The organism is Saccharothrix saharensis, assembly GCF_006716745.1.
Classification (GTDB): domain Bacteria; phylum Actinomycetota; class Actinomycetes; order Mycobacteriales; family Pseudonocardiaceae; genus Actinosynnema; species Actinosynnema saharense.
Window position 1 is genome coordinate 2,606,280 of the sequence record NZ_VFPP01000001.1, and the last position, 21,465, is coordinate 2,627,744.

General features: G+C 71.7%; 22 protein-coding genes. 10 read left to right on the forward strand and 12 right to left on the reverse strand.

From position 1 onward, the window contains the following. Positions 1 to 138: 138 nt before the first annotated feature. The 5 genes from FHX81_RS10590 to FHX81_RS10610 all read right to left on the reverse strand — a co-directional run bounded on the left by FHX81_RS10590 (position 139) and on the right by FHX81_RS10610 (position 3,197). Positions 139 to 552, reverse strand: coding sequence for a VOC family protein (locus tag FHX81_RS10590; protein ID WP_141977387.1), 414 nt, complete (start codon positions 550 to 552; stop codon positions 139 to 141). A gap of 45 nt (positions 553 to 597) precedes the next feature. Then, positions 598 to 1,401, reverse strand: a complete 804-nt coding sequence (locus FHX81_RS10595) for an SDR family NAD(P)-dependent oxidoreductase (RefSeq protein WP_141977389.1) — start codon at positions 1,399 to 1,401, stop codon at positions 598 to 600. Between the two features lie 39 nt (positions 1,402 to 1,440). After that, complete coding sequence (locus FHX81_RS10600) at positions 1,441 to 1,758, reverse strand: putative quinol monooxygenase (RefSeq protein ID WP_141977391.1); 318 nt, start codon at positions 1,756 to 1,758, stop codon at positions 1,441 to 1,443. Beyond that, entirely contained in the window at positions 1,755 to 2,186 is a 432-nt protein-coding gene (locus FHX81_RS10605; protein WP_170232001.1) for an ester cyclase, read from the reverse strand. The genes FHX81_RS10600 and FHX81_RS10605 overlap by 4 nt, the downstream gene beginning before the upstream one ends. 117 nt (positions 2,187 to 2,303) lie before the next feature. Next, positions 2,304 to 3,197 carry a TIGR03619 family F420-dependent LLM class oxidoreductase gene (locus FHX81_RS10610; RefSeq protein ID WP_141977395.1) on the reverse strand — a complete coding sequence of 298 codons (894 nt, stop codon included), beginning with the start codon at positions 3,195 to 3,197 and terminating at the stop codon, positions 2,304 to 2,306. 123 nt (positions 3,198 to 3,320) lie between these two features. On the opposite strand from FHX81_RS10610, the gene FHX81_RS10615 reads away from it, so the two are divergent. Further along, positions 3,321 to 4,151, forward strand: coding sequence for a helix-turn-helix transcriptional regulator (locus tag FHX81_RS10615; protein WP_141977397.1), 831 nt, complete (start codon positions 3,321 to 3,323; stop codon positions 4,149 to 4,151). A gap of 115 nt (positions 4,152 to 4,266) precedes the next feature. On the opposite strand, the gene FHX81_RS10620 is transcribed toward FHX81_RS10615, so the two are convergent. Then, positions 4,267 to 5,760, reverse strand: coding sequence for an MFS transporter (locus FHX81_RS10620; protein ID WP_141977400.1), 1,494 nt, complete (start codon positions 5,758 to 5,760; stop codon positions 4,267 to 4,269). A gap of 281 nt (positions 5,761 to 6,041) precedes the next feature. On the opposite strand from FHX81_RS10620, the gene FHX81_RS10625 reads away from it, so the two are divergent. The 9 genes from FHX81_RS10625 (at position 6,042) to FHX81_RS10665 (ending at position 16,107) form a co-directional block, all read left to right on the forward strand. Next, on the forward strand, positions 6,042 to 6,572 hold the full coding sequence (locus tag FHX81_RS10625; protein ID WP_211363453.1) for a nuclear transport factor 2 family protein: 531 nt from the start codon (positions 6,042 to 6,044) through the stop codon (positions 6,570 to 6,572). A gap of 28 nt (positions 6,573 to 6,600) precedes the next feature. After that, positions 6,601 to 7,428 (forward strand): type 1 glutamine amidotransferase domain-containing protein, encoded by an 828-nt coding sequence (locus FHX81_RS10630; RefSeq protein ID WP_141977402.1) that lies wholly within the window; start codon positions 6,601 to 6,603, stop codon positions 7,426 to 7,428. Positions 7,429 to 7,500: 72 nt separating this feature from the next. After that, complete coding sequence (locus FHX81_RS10635; protein ID WP_141977404.1) at positions 7,501 to 9,111, forward strand: thiamine pyrophosphate-binding protein; 1,611 nt, start codon at positions 7,501 to 7,503, stop codon at positions 9,109 to 9,111. Next, complete coding sequence (locus tag FHX81_RS10640) at positions 9,108 to 9,881, forward strand: hypothetical protein (protein WP_141977406.1); 774 nt, start codon at positions 9,108 to 9,110, stop codon at positions 9,879 to 9,881. Before FHX81_RS10635 ends, FHX81_RS10640 begins: the two co-directional genes overlap by 4 nt. 147 nt (positions 9,882 to 10,028) lie before the next feature. Next, entirely contained in the window at positions 10,029 to 10,637 is a 609-nt protein-coding gene (locus tag FHX81_RS10645) for a DJ-1/PfpI family protein (RefSeq protein ID WP_141977408.1), read from the forward strand. Then, positions 10,634 to 12,463, forward strand: a complete 1,830-nt coding sequence (locus tag FHX81_RS10650; protein ID WP_141977410.1) for an AGE family epimerase/isomerase — start codon at positions 10,634 to 10,636, stop codon at positions 12,461 to 12,463. Before FHX81_RS10645 ends, FHX81_RS10650 begins: the two co-directional genes overlap by 4 nt. Further along, positions 12,460 to 14,523, forward strand: coding sequence for a glycogen debranching protein (locus tag FHX81_RS10655; protein WP_141977412.1), 2,064 nt, complete (start codon positions 12,460 to 12,462; stop codon positions 14,521 to 14,523). Before FHX81_RS10650 ends, FHX81_RS10655 begins: the two co-directional genes overlap by 4 nt. After that, positions 14,524 to 14,832 carry an STAS domain-containing protein gene (locus FHX81_RS10660; RefSeq protein WP_141977414.1) on the forward strand — a complete coding sequence of 103 codons (309 nt, stop codon included), beginning with the start codon at positions 14,524 to 14,526 and terminating at the stop codon, positions 14,830 to 14,832. It begins immediately after the preceding gene. A gap of 81 nt (positions 14,833 to 14,913) precedes the next feature. Further along, on the forward strand, positions 14,914 to 16,107 hold the full coding sequence (locus FHX81_RS10665; protein WP_425473881.1) for an IS701 family transposase: 1,194 nt from the start codon (positions 14,914 to 14,916) through the stop codon (positions 16,105 to 16,107). A gap of 49 nt (positions 16,108 to 16,156) precedes the next feature. On the opposite strand, the gene FHX81_RS10670 is transcribed toward FHX81_RS10665, so the two are convergent. The 6 genes from FHX81_RS10670 to FHX81_RS10695 all read right to left on the reverse strand — a co-directional run bounded on the left by FHX81_RS10670 (position 16,157) and on the right by FHX81_RS10695 (position 21,464). After that, the gene (locus tag FHX81_RS10670; RefSeq protein WP_141977418.1) at positions 16,157 to 16,546 is read right to left on the reverse strand and encodes a YcxB family protein; all 390 of its coding nucleotides are present in this window, start codon (positions 16,544 to 16,546) and stop codon (positions 16,157 to 16,159) included. 92 nt (positions 16,547 to 16,638) lie between these two features. Then, complete coding sequence (locus FHX81_RS10675; protein WP_211363454.1) at positions 16,639 to 17,133, reverse strand: methylated-DNA--[protein]-cysteine S-methyltransferase; 495 nt, start codon at positions 17,131 to 17,133, stop codon at positions 16,639 to 16,641. Between the two features lie 5 nt (positions 17,134 to 17,138). Continuing rightward, entirely contained in the window at positions 17,139 to 18,389 is a 1,251-nt protein-coding gene (locus FHX81_RS10680; RefSeq protein WP_141977422.1) for an ATP-grasp domain-containing protein, read from the reverse strand. Between the two features lie 31 nt (positions 18,390 to 18,420). Then, positions 18,421 to 19,572, reverse strand: a complete 1,152-nt coding sequence (locus FHX81_RS10685) for an acyl-CoA dehydrogenase family protein (protein ID WP_141977424.1) — start codon at positions 19,570 to 19,572, stop codon at positions 18,421 to 18,423. Positions 19,573 to 19,577: 5 nt separating this feature from the next. Continuing rightward, positions 19,578 to 20,066 (reverse strand): flavin reductase family protein, encoded by a 489-nt coding sequence (locus FHX81_RS10690; protein ID WP_211363455.1) that lies wholly within the window; start codon positions 20,064 to 20,066, stop codon positions 19,578 to 19,580. Between the two features lie 33 nt (positions 20,067 to 20,099). Beyond that, positions 20,100 to 21,464, reverse strand: coding sequence for an FAD-binding oxidoreductase (locus FHX81_RS10695; RefSeq protein WP_141977428.1), 1,365 nt, complete (start codon positions 21,462 to 21,464; stop codon positions 20,100 to 20,102). Between the last annotated feature and the right edge of the window lies 1 nt (position 21,465).

Here is a 21,465-nt window from a genome sequence, read left to right on the forward strand (position 1 = left end):
CCACCCATCCGAGAATGAACCCGCTCAACCCCTTGATCCATCATTCGGTAACCACTGCGAAAATTCGACGTAGTATCGGAAGAAATGCACGAGACCCGGCTGCCGACAACGTCGGCAACCGGGTCTCGTACGTTTTTCCTACAGTTCGTCGCGGTAGCCCTGGCTCACCTCGACCACGACCCCGTCGGGGTCGGTCAGCCACGCGCTGCGCCACCCCGGGATGAAGCTGTCGAAGTCGATCGGACCCAGGTTGACCTGCGCGTCGTCGCCCATCTGCCGGAGCAGGGCGTCGACGTCGTCGACCTGGAACGCCAGGTGGCGGACCGTGCCGACGTGGTCGGGGCCGTCGCGCTCCACCAGCGTGGGCGCGCCGGCCGCGTCCACCGCGGCGCCGCCGAACAGCTCCAGGTACACCTCCCCCGACTTCAGGAAGACGATGGACGTGTCGCCGAGGTCGAAGAACCGGGCGCGCTTGAAACCGAACCAGCGCGTGTAGAATTCCTCGGTCGCGGCGAGGTCGCGGCAGTTGAGCGCGACGTGGGACCACTTCATGGGTTCGCCTTTCGGTGTTTCGGCAGTCGGCGACCCGTTCGCCCGTCAGTCCGCGGGCAGGCCGACCAGCTCGCTGCTGAGCCGCCACAGCCGCTGTCGCGCGGACGGGTCGTAGCACTGCGCGTGGGCACGGGCTTCGCGGACGCCGTCGTAGTAGCGCCCGGTGATCCCGGCGAGGTCGTCGGAGAGCGCGAAGCGCAGCGTCGCCTCGGAGCCCTCCGCCACGGTGCTCATGGTGTAGCCGAAGGTCTCGTAGACCATCTTGGTGCCCATCAAGGACGCCGGGTGCAGGCTGTTCACGGTTGCCTGCGCCGGGTCGAGCCGCTCGGCCAGCTCGAAGCAGGTCGCGATCTGGGCCAGTTTGCTCTGCCGATAGGCGCGCAGCGGCTCGTAGCCCCGGTGCAGCATCACGTCGTCGAAGTCGATCGGGGACTGCCCGGCCGACGCGACGGTGACGATCCGCGCGGCGGGTGACAGCAGCGGGAGCAGCAGCCTGGTGAGCAGGAACGGGGCGAGGTGGTTCACGGCGAACCGGAGTTCGTGTCCCCCCTTGCTCTCCAGGCGCCGGTCGTCGCGGCGGCCCGCGCCCATCCCGGCGTTGTTGATCAGCACGTCGAGCCGCACGCCGTCGTCCGCGAGACGTGCGGCCATAGCCCGCACCTGGTCGAAGTCGGCGAAGTCCGCCAGGTAGGTCCGCACGGCACCGCCCACGTCCCGTGCCGCGTTCGCCAGGCGTTGCGCGTCACGGCCGTGGATCAGCACGGTCGCCCCGGTCGCGGCGAGCCGCTTCGCCAGGTCCAGCCCGAGGCCGTCCGTGGCGCCGGTGACCAGGAAAGTGCGGTCCTTCAACGGTGTTCTCCTTCGGTTCGACTCACGACCGGTCGCCGGTCAGGCCAGCTCGGTGACCGCGCGCACGCTCTGGGAGACGGGGTCGCCCTCCAGGCACGGCGCGAACTCCTCCCACACCGGGATGATCTTGGCGAGGTGGTCGTCGAGGTGCTGCCGGCTCTCCCAGCGCTCGAAGAGCGTGAACTTGTTCACGTCATCCTCGTGGCGCAGCCAGGTGAAGTCCACGCAGCCCTCGTCCTGCAGGGACAGCCGCTGGATCTCGGCGAGCGTGCGCAGGGCCTCGCCCTGGTGCTGGGGCTTGACGGTGATGTGCAGCAGGAACGCGGGCATGGTGATCCCCTTCACGGACGTGGTCACGGCAGCGGCACCCCGAGCTGGCGCAGGAGGCCCGCGGTGTCGGCCTGGACCCAGCGCTCGGCGATGCGGCCGTGCTCGAAGCGGAAGACCTCGATGCTGGTCCAGGTGATCGGCTCACCGGTGGCGCGCTGGCCCAGGAAGTCCTTGACGAACCGCCCGGTGAAGGTGATGTGGATGACGACCTTGTCGTCACCGGCCGGGTAGATCAGGTCGTGGTGCGAGGTGAACGCCATCGCCGCGTGCGCCTCGGCGAGCAGCTTCTTGAGCTCGGCGACGTCGCGGACGCTCCACGCCGGGTTGTTGTCGACGAAGCCGGGCGCGAACAGCTCGTCCATGTCGTCGTAGCGGCGCTCGTTGACGACGTCGTTGAGCGTGCGGATGGCCAGCACGTGCTGCTCCTGGATCCGCAGCGGATCTGTTGTGGTCACGGGATCTCCTCCGGTGCCGAGTGGACTCCTGCCGCCACCCAGCCTGGCCGGTGGGGTCGGGGTGGACAATCAGCCCGGGTCCACTGTGGCAACTGCGCTCAGACGTCGTGGATCCGCTCACCCGGTGAACGGAGTCGCACCGATCTTCCCGGGCGCGTGCGCGCGCACGTAGTCGGTGAGCCCGGCGAGGTCGATGCCGTCGGGCGGGAAGAGCACGAGGCGCTCCGCGCCGACCTTCCGGTACTCGCCCACCACCTGGGGGCGGAGGGCGCCGCGCGGCGGTGTGACGGTGACTCCCAGGGGCCCGAGGTCGGCCGGCCGGCCGTGGACGTCGGCTTCGCGCTGGAGGCTCTCCTTCATCCACGCGACGGTGGCCGGGGGGAGGCCGAAGCCGTACCACCCGTGCGAATGCGTGACCGCGCCGCGCAATGCGGCCGGCGCGTGCCCGCCGGTGATGACGGGCAGGTCCGCCTGGACCGGTCGCGGGTGTGCGGCGATGTGGTCGAAATCGACGAACTCGCCGTGGAACCCCGGTTTCTCGTCGTGCCAGAGGGAACGCATCGCGGAAACGTGTTCCAGAGCGCGGGCGAGCCTGCGCTCGAACGGCACACCGACCGCCCGGAACGTCGGCTCGATGTATCCCACGCCGTAGCCGAACATCAGCCGACCGCCGGACAGCACGTCCAGCGACGCGAGCTGCTTGGCCAGCACTACGGGATTACGTAGGGGCAGGATCACAATGCCGGTGCCCAGCTTGATCCGGCTCGTCACACCGGCGAGGTACGACAGGTGCACGATCGGGTCGACCAGTTCCAGGTCCGCCGGGAACGGGCTGGCCGTGCCGGGCGGGTCGGGCAGCGCCGGGTGTTCCCCCACCCACAACGATTCGTAGCCCAGTTCCTCCGCCAACGACGCGATCCCGGCGAGTTCGGCGGGCCCCACGGTCGGTGCCATGTTCAACGCGAACAACCCCACCGCGGGCGGCGCGTCGGCGGTCCGGAACAGCGTCACGACGATCTCCTATGCTGGGAAGAGTGCGTTGAGCAGGCCGTGCGGCCGCCGCGCCCGAATACGATGGCCGCGTTCCACCCGGCCCGGTGCGCCACCGGCCGGGCCTGACCGCGGAGAACCCCGATGACGGACCACCGAAAGCGTGAGCTGGGCGCGTTCCTGCGCGCCCGCCGGGAACGGCTCAAGCCGCAGGACGTCGGCCTGGCGCCCGTCGCGGGTCGGCGACGCACCCCCGGCCTGCGCCGCGAGGAGGTCGCGCAGCTGTCCGGCGTCGGCCTGACCTGGTACACGTGGCTGGAGCAGGGCCGCGACATCCCGTCGTCCCGGCAGGTCATCGAGGCGCTGGCGACGGCGTTGCGGCTGGACGACGACGACCGCGACCACATCTTCGAGCTGGCCGGGCTGCGGGCGGCCGAGCCGCGCTCGCCCGACGGCGAGCTGCCCGCGCTCGTGCAGCGGGTGCTGGACAACCTGATGCCGAACCCCGCGTACGTGTTCGACCAGCGGCTGGACATCCTGGCGTGGAACCGGGCGCAGGCGCTGCTGTGGCTGGACCCGGGCACGGTCGAGCCGGCCGAGCGCAACCTGCTGTGGCTGATCTTCACCGATCCGCTCGTGCGGTCGCTGCTGGTCGACTGGGAGTCGGCGGCGGGCAGCGTGCTCGGCCAGTTCCGCGCGGCGGCCGGGCGCAGCAGCGGCGACCACCGGTACGCCGAGATCGCGAACCGGCTGCGCGAGGTGAGCCCGGAGTTCGGCAAGCGCTGGGACTCCTACCCGGTGGCCGAGTTCGACGTGGAGGTCAACCGCCTCGACCACCCCGGGGTCGGCCGCATCGACCTCGACCTGCTGCACTTGCGGCTGGTCGAGCACCCGACGCTGACGGTCGTGCTCCAGACCCCGGTCGGCCCGGTCGACTCGGCCCGCATCGCAACCCTCCTCGACCGCTCCGGCTGATCCGCTCCCCGCCCGTCGGACGCGGGGCGGTGGGTGCCCGGGGGAGACGGCACCCACCACCCGTCCAGGTCCGCCCGCGGGGGTTCGGCAGGACCAGGACGCCATCGCGGTCCAATCAGGCGGCGGCGCGCTTGCGGGTCAGCGTCACGCCGATCACCGACGCGACCACGGACACCACCACCGCCACGATGAGCGCGTAGCGGAAGCCCGCCACCAGCGACGCCGGGTCCGCCTGCTCCAGCGGCGTGCCCTCGGCGAGCAGCCCGCCGGTGACGCCGACGGCGATCGCGGCGAACGCCGCCGCGCCCAGCGCCGCGCCGAGCTGCTGCGAGGTGTTCAGCAGACCACCCGCGAGGCCCTGCTGGTGGTCCGGCACACCGGACGTGGCCGAGATGCTGACGATGACGACCGCGGACACGTGCCCGAACCCGATCACCGCCATGCCGACGAGGATCCACCAGATCGCGCCGGTCGCGGGCAGGATCGCCAGCGCCACCGTGCCGACCGCCTGCATCAGCAGGCCGCCGACCAGCGTGGCCGTGCTGCCGAGCTTGCCGGACACCTTGCCCGCCGACATGCCGGCCACCACCGCGGTCGCGCCGAGCACCGCGAACGTCAAGCCGGTCTGCAGCGGCGTGAAGCCCTCGATGCCCTGGAGGTACAGGGTGAGGATGTAGGCGATGCCGACGAACGAGCCGATCAGCAGCACGTTGATCAGGTTCGCGGTCAGCAGCACGCGCTGCGCGACGACCTTGAGCGGGATCAGCGGGTGCGGGCTGCGCTGCTCGATCACCAGGAACGCGGCGAACAGCACGATCGACACCACCAGCGAGACCAGCCAGCCGAAGCCGCCCTGGGTGATCGTGGACAGCGCGTACACCATGCTGATCACCGATCCGGTGATGGTGACCGCGCCGGGCACGTCGAGCTTGCGGTTGCTCTCCAGGCCGCGGCTCTCCTTGATCAGCTTGGGCGCGAGCAGCGCCGCACCCAGGCCGATCGGCACGTTGACGAAGAACACCCACCGCCAGTTCAGCACGTCGGTGAGGATGCCGCCGAGCACCACGCCCGACACGAACCCGAACGACAGCACCGCGCCGTAGACGCCCAGCGCGCGGTTGCGCTCCGGACCCTCGGGGAACGACGTGGTCAGCAGCGACAGCGCCGCGGGCGCGACCACCGCCGCCGCCAGGCCCTGCGCACCGCGCAGCAGCACGAGCTGCACGTCGTCCTGCGCGATGCCCGCCACCAGGGAGACCAGCGCGAAGGCCACGAGGCCGATGATGAACAGCCGGCGCCGCCCGTAGAGGTCGGAGATCCGGCCGCCGAGCATCAGGAAACCACCGAAGGTGATGGCGTAGGCGCTGATGACCCATTGCAGGCCGGAGGTGGTGAACTGCAACTCGGCCTGGATGACCGGCAGCGCCACGTTGGTGATGGAGAAGTCCAGGGCGATCATGAACTCGGCCAGGCACAACAACAGCAGAACGAGGCCGGCATTCGGCCGCCGGCCCGCCGCGGTCGTGTTCGCACTGGCCGTGGTCGCCGCATCCGACGCGGCGGTGCCCGTGGGCGGCCCTGCAGCCGTCTGGTCGGCAATGTGAGACAAAGTCGGCTCCTTGATATCGCCGGCGTTACGCCGATGCGACCACTGTGCTCACCCCGAAGCCGGGTAGCCAGACCAGGGTCTTTCCTAGTAGCAGGACTACCAGGCAACGCCGGCCCGGACGGTCCGCGCCCCGGCCACCGGCGCGTCCCGGGCTCATCACCAGCACATTGACGGCGGACACAAAAACTGCGTGTTGCCCACGCGTGAAACAACCGACTCGCGCAATTCCGTCAAGTCCACCCAGTTGCACCGCGTGGCTTGCACCGATCCAGTGGCACGGATTGACTCATGTCGTCAATCACGACACCAAAGATGTCACAGCGGGTGACGGTCATCACGGTCCGTCCGCCACCGACACGGGCACACGGGAGAAATCAGTGGCAGCAACCCTCGACAATGATCTGATCAGCCGATTCGTCGGCGATTGGTACCGCGCCCTGGACGAGCACGCGACCGAGGACGAGGTGCTCGGATATCTGGTCGACACCAATCCGGAGATGACTTTCCCGGAAGGCACGCTCCGGTCGACCGAAGAATTCCTGGGTTGGTACCGGACGGTCGTCAACCGCTTTTTCGACGAGGTGCACGAAGTCACCGAGGTGACGTCGTCCATTCGCGGCGACGTGGCCGACGTGAAGGTGCGCGTGAATTGGCAGGCGCGAATCTGGAACCCGCCGGCGGCGACGAGCCAGTGGCTCGGCTTCGACGCCGACCAGACGTGGCAGGTCGTGCGCGACGAGGCGGGCCGGCTGCGCATCCGCCGGTACGTGGTGGACGCCCTGCACCCGATGCCCGGCTCCGCCGAGCTCTGAACAACCCTCACAACCAGGGAGTAGAGAAGTGACCCGACGAGTTCTCGTGGTGCTGTCCGAGTACGGCTACTGGGGGGAGGAGCTGGTCGGTCCGCTGGAGGCGTTCGACGCCCGCGGCTACCAGGTCACCTTCGTCACCCCGACCGGCAAGCGCGCCCACGCGCTGCCGCCGAGCATGGACGCCGACTACATCGACCCGCCGCTCGGCCGCACGGTGACCACGCCGGAGATGGCCCGCGCGGTCCGCGCGCTGGACGAGTCCGACCGGCTGGACAACCCGCTCAGCCTGGCCGACCTCATCCCCGAGCGGCCCTACAACAGCTCGATCAACCACCTGCGCGAGCTGGAGGCCTACCACCGCACCCTGCAGCCCGCGGTGGACGACCTGGTCGCGGCCTACGACGCGCTGGTGCTCGTCGGCGGCTCCGGCCCGCTGGTCGACATGGTGAACAACGAGCGCCTGCACGAGGTCGTCCTCGGCTTCCACGCCGCGGACAAGCCGATCCTCGCCGAGTGCTACGGCGTCACCGTGCTGGCCTTCGCCCGCGACTGGGAGTCCCGCCAGAGCATCATCTACGGCAAGCACGTCACGGGTCACCCGAAGGAGTACGACTACAAGGACGGCACCGGCTTCCTCGGCGTCGACTTCAACATGGGCCCGCCCCCGTTCCCGCTGGAGTACATCCTGCGCGACGCGACCGGTGCCTTCGGCGGCTTCCACGGCAACGTGGGCAAGGAGCTGTCGGTGATCGTGGACTACCCGTTCGTCACCGCGCGGTCCACTCCGGACTCCGCGCTGTCCGGTGAGCTGCTGGTGCAGACGCTGGAGAACGGCCTGCGCCGCTACGGCTGGTAGGGCGTCACGGGCGGACGCGGCGCCGGTCCGCGCCGCGTCCGCCACCACACTGGGGAAGGTGGAACGAAGCACATGACCAAACGACCGGGACGGGTCGCGATCTTCGAGCAGTTCGCGGCCGACGGCATCAAGCACATGTTCGGCAACCCGGGCACCGTCGAGCAGGGTCTGCTCGACGCCATGGGGCAGACCGACATGTCCTACGTGCTGGCGTTGCAGGAGAGCGTGGCCGTGGCGATGGCCGACGGGTACGCCCGCGCCTCGCAGCAGCCGGGTCTGGTGCAGTTGCACACGGGCGTCGGCCTGGGCAACGCGGTCGGCATGCTGTACCAGGCGAAGCGGGGAGGTTCGCCGCTGGTCGTGATCGCGGGTGACGCCGGGGTGCGCTACGACGCGATGGACGCGCAGATGGCCGTCGACCTGGTGGCCATGGCCGAGCCGGTGACGAAGTACGCCACCCGGGTCACCGACCCGGAGTCGGTGCTGCGGGTGCTGCGCCGGGCGGTGAAGATCGCCATGACGCCGCCGCGCGGCCCGGTGTTCGTGGCGCTGCCCGCGGACGTGCTCGACGCCGTCACCGACGAGCCGGCGCTGCCGACCGTGGTGCCGTCCACGCGGGTCCTGCCGGAACCGGCGCTGGTGGCGCGGATGGCGTCGGTGCTGTCCGGCGGCAAGCGCCCGCTGGTGCTCATGGGCGACGGGGTGGCGACCAGCGGCGCGCAGCGCGAGCTGGCCACCGTGGCGCAGTTGCTGGGCGCGCGGGTGTACGGGGTGAACTCCTCCGAGGTGAACATCGACGCGGCCGACCCGTCGTACGCGGGCAACGTGGGCCACATGTTCGGCGCGGACAGCGCGCGCATCGTCGGTGACGCGGACCGCGTGCTCATCGTGGGCACGTACGTGTTCCCCGAGGTGTTCCCGACGTTGAGCAACCCGTTCTCGCGGGACGCCCGGATCGTCCACATCGACCTGGACGCCTACGAGATCGCCAAGAACCACCCGGTGGAGATCGGTGTCGTGGCCGACCCGAAGCTCACGCTCGCCGCGCTGGCCGTGGAGCTGGGGCACCAGGGCGGGGCCGCCGCCGCGCCGGCCGCCCGTCCGGTCGCGCGGGCCACCGCGCCCTCGGGCCCGCCGAGCGTGCTGGAGCTGTTCACCGAGCGGCTGGCGCAGCAGGCGCCGAACGACCTGATCCTGTTCGACGAGGCGCTGACGGCGGGCGAGCCGCTGGGTCGGCACCTGCCGGCGCGCGAACCGGGCCGGTTCTTCCAGACGCGCGGCGGTTCGCTGGGGATCGGCATCCCCGGTGCGCTGGGCGCGAAGCTGGCGCGGCCGGACCAGCCGGTGATCGCGTTCACCGGCGACGGCGGCAGCATGTACACGATCCAGGCGCTGTGGACGGCCGCCCGGTACGACATCGACGCCAAGTTCGTGATCTGCAACAACGGCCGGTACCGGTTGCTCGACCACAACATCGACCAGTACTGGCGGGAGCAGGGCATCGAGCCGCACGAGCGGCCCGGCGCGTTCGACCTGACCAAGCCCGCCATCGGGTTCACGCAGCTGGCCGCGTCGCTGGGCGTGCCCGGTCGCCGGGTGAGCCGGTTGCGCGAGGTGGACGGCGCGGTGGCCGAGATGCTGAGCCACCGCGGTCCGTTCCTGATCGACCTGGTGATCGAGTGAGCGCCCCGGCGGTCCGCGGTCGGCTGGCGCGGGCCGAGGTCGAGTCGCTGGTGCGGGAGTGGCACGGCGGGCTGGCTCGGCACGCCGACGTGGCCGAGCTGCGGGGTCGCCTGGTGCGGTCGGGGTTGCTGCTGCGCTTGCCGGGCGCGACGGTGCGGGACGGCGAGCAGTTCGCGTCGTGGTACCGGGAGCTGAGCGACTCGTGCTTCGACCAGCGGCGGGACGTGCTGTCGGTCGAGGTCGACCTGGTGTCGCCGCTGCACGCCGAGGTGACCGTGACGCTGATGTGGGAGTCGCGGCGCTGGCAGCGCCCCGCCCCGCGCAGCCGCTGGACGGGCTGCCTGCTCACCGAGCAGTGGCTGGTGGTGCTCCAGGACGGCGTGCCACGCATCCGCACCCTGGTGACCACGGCCGCCCAACCGCTGCCGGGCTCCCCTCCCCCGCTCGGTGACGCCGACCGCCTCGACCGGCTGCGGCAGGTCGTCGGAACCGGCGACGGGACGGCGTGGGTGCCGGGCACCCGGCCCGACCCGATCACCGCGGCGGCGTCGACCCCGGCCCCCGTCACCGGCTCGGACCAGCCACGGGCGGTCGCGAGCGGGGAGGGCGGGCGGCCGGGCGGGACCTCCCAGCCGGCGGGCACCGCAGGACCGGCGGGCACCGCAGAACCCGCGGCACCGGCGGGCACCGCAGGACCCACGCGCGCCGCGGGGCAGCGGCCCGGTGGCGGCGATGCCCGCGACCCCCGCGACGAGCTCGTCGCGAGCTGATCCACCTCCCCACCCACCGGCGGCGACGCGGCACTTCCGCGGGCGCCCGGTGTGTCACGCGGTGGCGGGCGGCGGCACAGCCGCCCGCCACCTCCCGTGCCGCGACGAGGCGGCAGTCCACTTCGGACCACGCAGATGGAGAACCCCATGGACCTGAACGCCCCCGTCCTCCCCGGGCCGCTCGCCGGGCTGCGCATCGGCATCCTGATGGAGAGCGACTTCGTGGAGGCGGAGATCGCCTACTACCGCCTGCGGTTCGCCGAGGCGGGCGCCGAGGTCAAGCTGTACACCCGCCTGTGGGGCAACGAGTCGCTGACCTTCACCGGCCGCGAGCTCGGCGGCGAGATCAAGGTGGACGGCGACCTGGAAGCCCTGGACTACCACGAGCTGAACGGCCTGCACGCCCTCATCGTGCCCTCCGGCATGGTGTCGGACCGGCTGCGCTACAGCGAACGGCCCGGTGGCGTCGCGCCCGCGGTGCAGGTGATGCGCCGGGCGTTCCGCATCCCCCGGCTGCTGAAGGTGTTCTCCTGCCACGGCCTGTGGCTGATGTCCGCCGCGCCGGAGGTCATGGCCGGCCGCACGGTCACCTGCCACAACAACCTGGTCAGCGACGTGCGCAACATGGGTGCGGTCTACTCCGACACCGACGTGGCGGTGGACCGCGACCTGATCAGCACCCGCACCGTCGAGCACTGCCACCTGCTCGCCCGCACGGTCATCGACCAGCTGTCCGCCAGGCTGGTGGCGGCGTGACCACGGCACCCGAACGCACCTACTCCGACCTCTACGGCGGCTACGTCGTCGAGTCGTCGGGCGACCGGCTGGTGCTGACCACGTTCGGCGGCGACCGCGAGGTCGTGCACCGCACGTCGGAGACCGCGGCCCAGCTCGTGCGCAACCTCGGGGAGCCCTACCGGGACGTCACCGGCCGGCTCGACGAGCTGCTCAAGCCCGGCGCGATGGTGTTCAGCTTCGGCCCGATCTACCCGAACCCGCGCCGCCAGCAGGCCGATCGCATCTGGCTGGTCGCCGACGACGCGGGCCGCGCGGTGTTCGACCGGCCGGACTGGTGGGTCGACCAGGTCCGGTCGCTGGCCAGGTTCTACCGCCGCGCGCAGTTCGGCACGGGCCCGGTGGACTTCGCCGACTACCGCACGGTGCTGCGGCTCGGCGGCGACAAGACCGACTCGCACGTGCAGGAGACCGACACGATCTCCCGCCTGGTCTACGGCATGGCCACCGCGTACATGCTGACCGGCGACGAGGCGCACCTGGAGGTCGCCGAGCGCGGCTCGGAGTACCTGCGGGACAACCTGCGCTTCGTCGACGAGACCGACGTCGGCCGCCTGGTGTACTGGTACCACGGCCTGGAGGTCGACGGCGGCAGGCAGCGCAAGCTGTTCGCCTCGGAGTTCAGCGACGACGAGCTCACCATCCCGGCCTACGAGCAGATCTACGCGCTGGCCGGCCTGGTGCAGACCTACCGGCTCACCGGCACGCCGTGGCTGCGCGACGACATCGAGGCGACGGTCCGGCTGTTCGAGCGGCACTACGCCGACCCGCGCCTGGGCGGCTACTTCTCGCACATCGACCCGCTCACGCTCAGCCCGCACGCCGAGTCGCTGGGGCGCAACAGGTCCCGCAAGAACTGGAACTCCGTCGGCGACCACGCCCCGGCCTACCTGTTCAACCTGTACCTGGCCACCGGCGAGCAGCGCTACCTGCGGATGCTGGAGCACACCTTCGACATGATCGTGACCCACTTCCCGGACCGGGGCCCGGACGCGAGCCCGTTCGTGCGCGAGCGGTTCCACGCGGACTGGACGCCGGACAAGACGTGGGGCTGGCAGCAGGACCGCGCGGTGGTCGGGCACAACCTCAAGATCGCGTGGAACCTCACCCGGATGAACTCGTTGCGGCCCAAGAACGAGTACACGCGCACGGCCGCGCGGCTCGCCGCCACCATGCCCGGCGTGGGCCGCGACCCGCGCCGCGGCGGCTGGTACGACGTCCTGGAGCGGCAGGCGCGCGACGGGCGGCACGCGTTCGTCTGGCACGACCGCAAGGCGTGGTGGCAGCAGGAGCAGGCGATCCTGGCCTACCTGGTCCTGGCGGGTGCCACCGGCGACGCCGAGTACCTCAAGCACGCGGCCGAGGCGGAGGCGTTCTACAACGCGTTCTTCCTCGACCACGACGACGGCGCGGTGTACTTCGCCGTGCAGGCCGCCGGATCGCCCTACCTGGCGGGCCTGGAACGCCTCAAGGGCAACCACTCCATGAGCATGTACCACTCGGCCGAGCTGTGCTACCTCGCGACCGTCTACAACAGACTGCTCTGGCACGGCGAACCGCTGGACCTGTGGTTCTCGCCGGACCCGGACGCGGCGTTCCCCGGCGGGGTGCTGCGGGTCGCGCCGGACGCGCTGCCGCGCGGGCGGGTCGTGCTGGACCGGGTGCTCGTCGACGGGAGCCCTTACCGGGACTTCGACGCGGAGAAGATGACGGTGAAGCTGCCGGGGGGCACGTCCCGGCGGACGGTCCAGGTGCGCCTGCGACCCCTGGGAGAGGACGAGCGGTGACCGTGACGGCGACGGGCCGCCTGGCCGGGCTCCGGCTCGCGCCGGGCAGCCCCACCCCGTTCGGGGCGACCCCGACGGCCGAGGGCGTGAACTTCGCGGTCGCCGCGGCGCGGGCCGACCGCATGTGGCTGGTGCTCATGGACCGGGCCGATGGTTCGGTGCTGACCGAACTGGAGTTCCCGCCGGAGCACCGGGTCGGCGAGGTGTTCACCACCCACGTGCTGGGCCTGGACCCGGCCGACGCCGACTACGGGTTCCGGGTCGAGCGGGCCGGCGAGCGCGGTCCGGTCCTGCTCGACCCGGACGCCCGGCTGCTGGCCGGCGCGGGCGAGTGGGGCAGCCGGCCCGCCTACCGGTCCCGGATCGCCACCGGCGACTTCGACTGGGGCGACGACCGTCCGCCGCGCGTGCCCACCGAGGACCTGGTGGTGTACGAGCTGCACGTGCGGGGCTTCACCCGGTCCGACACCTCCGGTGTGGCGGCACCCGGCACGTTCGCCGGGTTGGCCGAGAAGATCCCGTACCTGCGGTGGCTCGGCGTGAACTGCGTGGAGCTGATGCCGGTCTTCGAGTTCGACGAGACCGACAACGTCCACGTGCACCCGGAGACGGGCGTGCCGCTGCTCAACACGTGGGGCTACAGCCCGGTCGGCGTCTTCGCGCCCAAGGCGAACTACGCCCACGGCGAACGCCCCGACGTGGAGCTGAAGGAACTGGTGAAGCGGCTGCACGCGGCGGGCATCGAGGTGGTCCTGGACGTGGTGTTCAACCACACCTCCGAAGGGGACCACCGCGGGCCCACGCTGTCGCTGCGCGGCCTGGACGAGTCGTCCTACTACCTGCTGGACGAGGCGGGCAGGCACCACAACTTCAGCGGCGCGGGCAACACGCTCAACGCCAACCACCCGCTGGTGCGGGACTGGGTCGTGCGCAGCCTGCGCCACTGGGTGCACGAGTACCACGTGGACGGCTTCCGCTTCGACCTCGCCTCGGTGCTCACCCGGGGCCGTGACGGCGCGCCGCTGGCCGACCCGCCGCTCGTGGCGGCGCTGGCCGCGGATCCCGTGCTGGCCGGCACCCGGCTGATCGCGGAGGCGTGGGACGCGGGGGGCCTATACCAGGTCGGCGCGTTCCCGCACTACGGCCGATGGATGGAGTGGAACGGCCGCTACCGCGACGCGCTGCGGGCGTTCCTGGTGGGGCGCGAGGGAACCACCGGCGACGTCGCGACCCGGCTCGTCGGGTCACCCGACCTCTACAACGGACGTGGCGCCACCGCGTCGGTCAACTTCGTCACGTGCCACGACGGGTTCACGCTGGCCGACTGGTCGTCCTACGACCACAAGCACAACCGCCTCAACGGCGAGGACGGCCGCGACGGGGAGAACCACAACATCTCGTGGAACGGCGGCGCGGAAGGGCCGACCGACGACCCGGAGGTGCTCGCGACCAGGGCGCGGCAGCAGCGCAACGCGCTGTTGCTGCTGCTCACCAGCTGCGGCGTGCCGATGTTGCTGGCCGGCGACGAGTTCGGCCGGTCGCAGGGCGGCAACAACAACGCCTACCCGCACGACGACCCGGTGACCTGGCTGGACTGGTCACTGGTGGACCGCAACCGGGACCTCGTCGAGTTCACCCGGGCCTGCCTCCGGTTCCGCCGGGAGCACCCGGTGCTGCGGCGTGCCGAACACCCGCACGGCGAATCCACTCCGGACGGCGGCTACCCACCGGTGAGCTGGCACGGTGAACAGCCGTGGCAACCCGACTGGTCACCGGGCTCGCACCTGGTGATCGCGATGATGCATGATCCGAATCCGCGGGGGCGGGGATTGTCGGATCGTTTGGATACTGTGGTCGTGGCCGCGAACTCCGGTTCCGAGGACAAGGAAGTGGCACTCCCCCAGCCACCCGCCGACAGCACGTGGCGCGTCTTCGCCAACACCGGATTCGCCCGGCCGCTCGACGCCGCGACGACGCTGCGCGACGGCCACGTCCTGCGCCTCCCCGCGCGGTCCGCGGCCGTGCTGTGGGCGCACACACCGTCCAACGAGGAGGGTTAGATGAGCACGTCGGTCTACGCGGGGTCGCACGGCCGGTCCACCACCATCCACCTGGCAGGCGAAGTGGACGACGAGGCGCTGCCCCGTCTGCGCGACCTGCTCGACGAGCTCGGCGGCCGGCAGGTGCGCCGCCTGGTCATCGAACTGCGCGAGGTGACCGGTCTGTCGCCGGGCGCCGTCCGCGCCCTGGTCTACGCCCAGCAGCGGCTGCCGGCGGGCGCCGAGGTCATCGTCGTCGGCGCCCGGCTGTCGGTGGTGGCGGCGTTGGCGCTGGGCGGGTTGGGAGGCACCGCGACTCTGGCGAGCTAGTCATCTGGAGCCCGAAGCGCCGTGGCAGCACGGGGCTTGCGAGACACAGGGCCAAGGACAAGACACTTGGGGGAGTTCCTGGTGGAGTTGCAGACGCATTTAGCTGGCGGTGTGCGAGCCTTCGCGCACCGGATGTTCCAGTCCATGCCGCGCGCGGACCAGCGGCGTTGGGCCGAGATCTACCTGTCCGGCCTGGTCAACGCGGCCGGGCGCAAGTCCATCAGCAAGATCGCCGAGCTGGCGGGTGGCGGCTCGGCCGTCCAGTCGCTGCAGCAGTTCGTCAACCAGAGCCCGTGGGACTGGCAGCCGGTGCGCGAGGCGCTGGCGCTGTACCTCGCGGAGCGGTTGCCGGTGCGGGCTTGGTTGCTCGGGTACGCGGTCATCCACAAGCGCGGCGACCACTCGGTGGGTGTCGAGCGCCGGTTCGTGCGTGACGCGGGACGCCTGGTCAACTGTCAACTGGGGTTGAGCCTGCAACTGGACGTCGGGGAGACCGCGGTGCCGGTCAACTGGCGGCTGCTGCTGTCGAGGCGGTGGACCGAGGACGCGGAGCGGCGTCGTCGGACCCGAATCCCGGAGCACGAGGGCGGGATCTGCGAGCGCGAGCACATGCTGGGGATGCTCGACGAGCTGATCACGCTGCGGGTGCCGACCGCGCCCGTGGTGTTCGACGCCACGGACGTGCCGAACGCGCACCGGCTGCTGGACGACCTGACCGATCGCGGACTGGGGTACGTGATCGGCGTCAAAGGCGACGAACGCATCTTGGCGGAGCCGCACCTGCGTGCGGTGATGCCGACCAGGCAGGCGGACCAGCGGGTCGGGCGGCGGGCGCTGAGCCCGTCGGAGATCCTGCGGGGTTGGCGGGACCACCCGTCCTCGCACCGGGTCTGGCCGGGGCTGCCCGGGCACGGTGCCGGGCGCGTGCAGGTCCGCGCGGCGTCGGCGCGGCTGGTCGACACCGAGCGGCGGCCGGGCTCACCGGTGCGGCTGGTCGCCGAGCGCCCGCTGGGCAGCACGGCCCCGACGCGGTACTGGATCACCAACCTGGTGGACCGGCCGGTGCCGGAGCTGTTCGACCTGATCACCCGGAAGGACCGGGCGGACGCGAACGCGGCGCGCGACCCCTACGGCCTGCACGACTTCGAGGGCCGCAGCTACCAGGGGTGGCACCACCACATGACGATGGTGTCGGTGGCCCACGCGTACGCGCTGCTGACGGGCGCGAACACCGACGACGCCGACTACCTGTCGTCGGAGAACGCCACTTCGTGACACCGAACCGGGGGTGGCCCGCCGCAGCCGGCGGCGGGCCACCCCCGGCTCAGTCGGACACCCGCCGGCCGAGGACGGCGACGAACGCCCTGCGCCGCTCTTCGGTCGTGAGGTCCTTGGCGACGGCCAGTGCCTGGTTCCTGCCCGGCACGAGGTGCCCCGCGTCGGGCTCCTCCTCGACGCGCTGGACCGTCGACCAGGCGATCCGCTGGTCGTACGCCGCGGCCTCCATGGTGAAGCCCGCCCCGTCGGCGGTGAGCCGCCAGTCCTGCCGGACGGCCGGGTTCTGCGCGCGCATGCTCTGCCACGCCGGGAACGGCTCCACGGCCAGGGCGTGGACCAGGACCAGGACCAGGACGAGCACGGCGACCGACGTGGTCGTGGACCCGCTCGGGAACATCAGCACCACGCCGAGGGCGACCATGAGCGATCGCCGCATGCGCTGCTCGTCATAAGGAACGTCTATCGAGAACCCCGCGCGCGGATTCCGGTCCGCCCACGCCGACGAGGGTGGCGGAACGCCCGCCACCCTCACCAGAGCAGGTCGCCGCGCTCGAAGCCGAGCAGCATGCGCTTGCGCTCGATGCCACCGCCGTACCCGGTCAGGCTGCCGGTCGAGCCGACCACCCGGTGGCACGGCACGATGATGCTGATCGGGTTCTTGCCGTTGGCCAGCCCGACCGCGCGGGACGCGGTGGGCCGGCCGATCCGGGCCGCCAGCTCGCCGTAGGACACCGTCTCACCGTGCGGGATCTCCTTGAGCGCGTCCCACACGGTCCGCTGGAACGGGGTGCCCGCCATCGACAGCGGCAGCTCGAACTCCGTCCGCTTGCCCGCGAAGTACTCCTCGAGCTGGGCGACGACCTCGTCGAACGGGGCCGCGTCGCGCTCGCCGAAGGTCTCCAGCGCGGGCCGGTGGCGGTGTTCGTGCATGTAGAGGCCGGCGAGCACGCCGTCGCGGGCGACGAGCGTGATCTCACCGACCGGGCTGTCGATCACCGTGTGCACGGCGACTGGGGTTGGCATGCGCGTCATTCTGCCGCGCGCACCTCGATGCGGATCGCGTCGGCCGCCTTCTCCGCGAGCGCCAGCGCCTCGGCCGGGGTGTCCGCGACGACCGTGACCGACCCGGCCCGGTCCCACGAGCTGCGCAGTTCCCGCACGGCCTCGCCCGGCGCGGCCATCACCGACGCGGCGAGCACGCCGGGCATGGCCTTGACCTCCTCCAGGCCCTCGACCGACACGACCTCGCCGGGCTCGGCCCGCAGGAAGCGCACGGACGCCGCCCGTTCGGCCCTGGCGGGCAGCGCGGGGTGCTCCTCGCCGCGCATGATCGAGTAGTAGCGCTCGGCCAGCGGGAACCCGTAGGCCTCGTCGATCAGCCACGTGATGCCGTCGCCGGGGAACCGGCCGGCGCACTCGACCAGGTGCGGCGTGCCGTCGGCGAGGATCCACTCGCAGTGCACGACGCCGGTGCCGAACCCGACCGCCCGCAGCACGGCCGCGGTGCGGTCGGCGAGCAGCGCGGCCGTGTCCTCGGGCAGGTCCGCGGGCACGAGGTGGCCCAGCTCGATCGGGCGCGGCCCGGGGAACAGCGTCTTGCCGGTGATGTTGGTGAACAGCGGCACGCCGTCGCGCACCAGCATCTCCACGCTGTACTCCTCGCCGCGGACGAACGTCTCGACCAGCATCCGCAGCGGGATCTCCCGGTCGGGCACGAGGATGCCCTCGTCCTGCCCGGCCAGGCACTCCTGCCACGCCTGGTCGACCTCGGCCGGGTCGTGCAGCACCTTCGTGCCCAGCGAGGCCTGCCGGTTCGCGGGCTTGAGCACGACCGGGCCGGGGTGGGCGGCCATGAACGCGCGCACCTCGTCCGGCGTGTCCACGGCCGTGGACACCGGGTTGTCGACGCCCGCGGCCCGGGTGACGCGCCGCAGCAGCTCCTTGTCGCGCAGCAGCTCGGCCGCGCCGCTGGTCGCCCCGGGCAGGCCGTAGCGCTCGGCGAGCCGGGCGGCGAACGGCGTGGCGTACTCCACCAGCGGCACCACGTAGGCCGGGTCCAGGTCGGGGTGGGTGTTGTAGAACTCGTCGGCCGCGCCGGGCAGCTGGTACTCCCACGGCACCAGCTCGCGCAGCGAGGCCGCGCCCGCCATCTTCGCCGCGATGTCCCGCTTGCGGATGACGTCGGGCTCGTCCACGAGGACCATCGAGCCGTCCTCGAACTCGGTGCGGGTGGGCAGCGGGGCCAGGAAGCCGACGATGATCACCGGTCGCGCGGTCATGGTGTCCTCTCGCAGGTCGGTCGGGTCGGGGCTAGCGGGTGATGCCGAGCGCGAGCGGGAAGGCGGGCGCGCCGCCGAGCAGGTGGGCGCCCGCGGTCTGCAGGATGCGGTCCTGCGCCACGATGTGCTGGCACATGGTCGTGGTGTCGCGCAGCCACCTGTCAAGCGGCGAAGGTCGGTAGATCGACGCGGTCTGCATCAGGTCGTACAGCCTGGTGACGATCGACCGGGCGGTGCGGAACGCGTGCAGCCGGGACAGCGGGAGCGCGGCCCGCTCGCGCGGTGAGAGGTCGTCCAGCGTGCCACCCGCCGACAGCACGTCCCACTGCCGGCGCAGGCTCTCGTACACGCCGGCGCGGGTGGCGGTGAAGTCGGCCTCGCACTCGGCGAGCGTCACCTGGGTGCGGTAGTTGTCCGCCCAACCCTTGCCGGCGGCGGTGTCCCGGGCGAAGTCGAGGGCGGCGCGGGCCACGCCGAGCGGCACGCCCGGCATGTTGCGCATGTGCACCTCGGCCTGGGCCAGCGGGCCGGCGGGCCCGTGCACCTCGCTGAACAGCAGGGTGTGCTCGGCGGGCACGAACACGTCGGTGATCGTGTAGTCGCAGCTGCCGCTGCCCGCCAGCCCGGTGGTGTGCCAGGTGTCGACGACCTCGACCTGCTCGCGCGGCACCATCATCAGCATCGAGTTCTGCGGCACGCCGTCGGGCTCGCCGTCGCGGAACAGCATCGCGCCGGACACGACCCAGTCGGCGTGCGTGATGCCGCTGCCGAACTGCCAGCGGCCGGTCAGCCGGTAGCCGCCCGGCACGATCTCCGCCCGGCCGGTCGGGAACAGCAGCCCGGCGGTGACCATGTCGATGCTCGGGAACATCTCCTTGGCCGCAGCCGGCTCCAGGAACCGGGCGTACAGGCCGGTGTCCATGCCGATCATGGCGCACCACCCGGCGGACGCGTCGCCGTAGGCCAGCTCCTCCACCACCCGCGTCTGCTGCTCGGAGGTCATCTCGGGGCCGCCCCAGTCGCGGCCGAAGCCCATCCGGAACACGCCCGCGGCGCGCAGCCGCGCCACGACGTCCTCGGGCAGGCGGCGCAGGCGTTCGATCTCCTCGGACCGCTCGCGCAGCCAAGGGGCCAGCTCCTGGGCGGCGGCGAGGATCTGCTCGCCGGTCTCGGGCACGGTCATGGTGCTCACTCCTCGCCGTTCGGTGGGTCGGTGTCGTCCAACGTGCGGTAGCGACCGCGCAGGTAGAGCAGGGGCACGCGGGGGTCGCCCGCCGCGGCGGCCACCACCTCGCCGACGACCATCGTGTGGTCGCCGAGCTGGAAGGAGTCCCACAGCTCGCACTCCAACCAGCTCGGCGCGTCCAGCACGAGCGCGCCGGTGTGCCGCCCCGGTGACGCGGGCAGCGACGACAGGGCGCCGACCCGGCTCGCCCGGTCGCCCGAGCAGAGCCGGGCCGCGGCGGCGGCCGAGCCGTCCAGGATGGACAGCGCCCACTTCTTCGTGGTCAGCAGGTCGGCCAGGAAGCGGGATTCCAGCTTGAGGCAGAGGGAGACCAACGGCGGGTCGAGGGAGACGGAGGTGACCGAGTTGACCGTCACCGCGTCGTGGTCCCGCCGGTCGCCGTGGTCGACGTAGGTGGTCGCGATGCACACGCCGGTCGCGAGGTTCCGCATGGCTCCGCGCAGGTCTGGTGGCACCGGTGGCTCCTAGATCGCCTGGGGGAAGCGGAAGACGCGGTCGGGGTCGTAGCGGCGCTTCACCTCGGCCAAGCGGGCGTAGTTCGGCCCGTGGTAGGCCGACTGCCAGTCGCCCAGGTCGGGGTCGGTGAAGTTGACGTACGCCGAGTCCGCGGCGAACTCCCCCATCCGCTCGTGCAGCGCGGTGAGCCAGTCGAGGTTGGCCCGCGCCACGGCCGGGCCGTCCTCGACGTGCCAGGAGGTGTCCATCGAGATCAGGAACAGCACGTCGCGGTGCGGGAACGCGGTCTCGGTCACCGGCACGCGGTTGATCGCGCCGCCCCACGTGAACAGGGCGACCCCCGCGCCGTCGGCGTTGCCGCTGCCCGGCCACGCGTCCACCGCGTCGATCATCGTGGCCACGCCCGCGTCCGGCAGCGGCTTGGACGTGGACCGGGTGCGCACGGCGAACGCGCCGCCCTCGGTGTTGTGGTGCAGGTAGTCCTTGGCCTCCCAGTACGTCCGGTCGGCGATGTCGACCCGGAACGGCTCGGCGACCGCCAGCGCGGGCCGCAGCATCTCGCGCAGCTCCTCGGCCGGGCCGAGGTGCCAACCGACGACCGAGACGACGGCCTCCTCGTCGGCGGCGCGCGCGATGCCGATGCGGGCCGCGAACTCGTCCGGCGCGCGGTCCATGATCTCCTGCATGCACGCCAGCACTTCCCGTGCGTGCTTGCGGTGCCACAGCAGCAGGCACGTGGAGCTGGCCAGCACCGGCCGCGCCTGGAAGGTGAACGAGGTGTTGACGCCGAAGTTGCCGCCGCCACCGCCCCGGCACGCCCAGAACAGGTCGGCGTTGCTGGTCTCGTTGCACGTGACCGTGGTGCCGTCGGCCAGCACCACGTCGGTCTCCACCAGCGAGTCGCAGGTCAGGCCGAACGACCGGGACACGGCCGCGACACCGCCGCCCAGCACCAGCCCACCGATGGCCACGTCGTCCGCGTTGCCCGCCGGGAAAGCCAGGTCGTACGGCTCCAGCCCGGCGTACAGGGTGGACATCCGGGTGCCGCCGCCGACCGTCACCAGCTCGCTGGACCGGTCCACCCGCACCTGGTCCAGCCCGCGCAGGTCCAGCACCAGGCCGGTGTTCACCGAGTTGCCCGCGTAGCTGTGCCCGCCGCCCCGCGCCACGATCGGCACGTCGTTGCCGCGCGCCCACACGATCGCCTTGCCCACGTCGTCCGCACTGGCCACGGACAGCACGGCGGACGGGCGGACGTCGGCGTACCGCTTGTTGAACGGGCGGCTCGCGGCGTCGAAGCCGGGGTCGCCCGGCAGCCGCACGTAGCCGTCGACGAGGTTCGCGAGCTTCGAGAAGTCGACCGATCCGCCCACG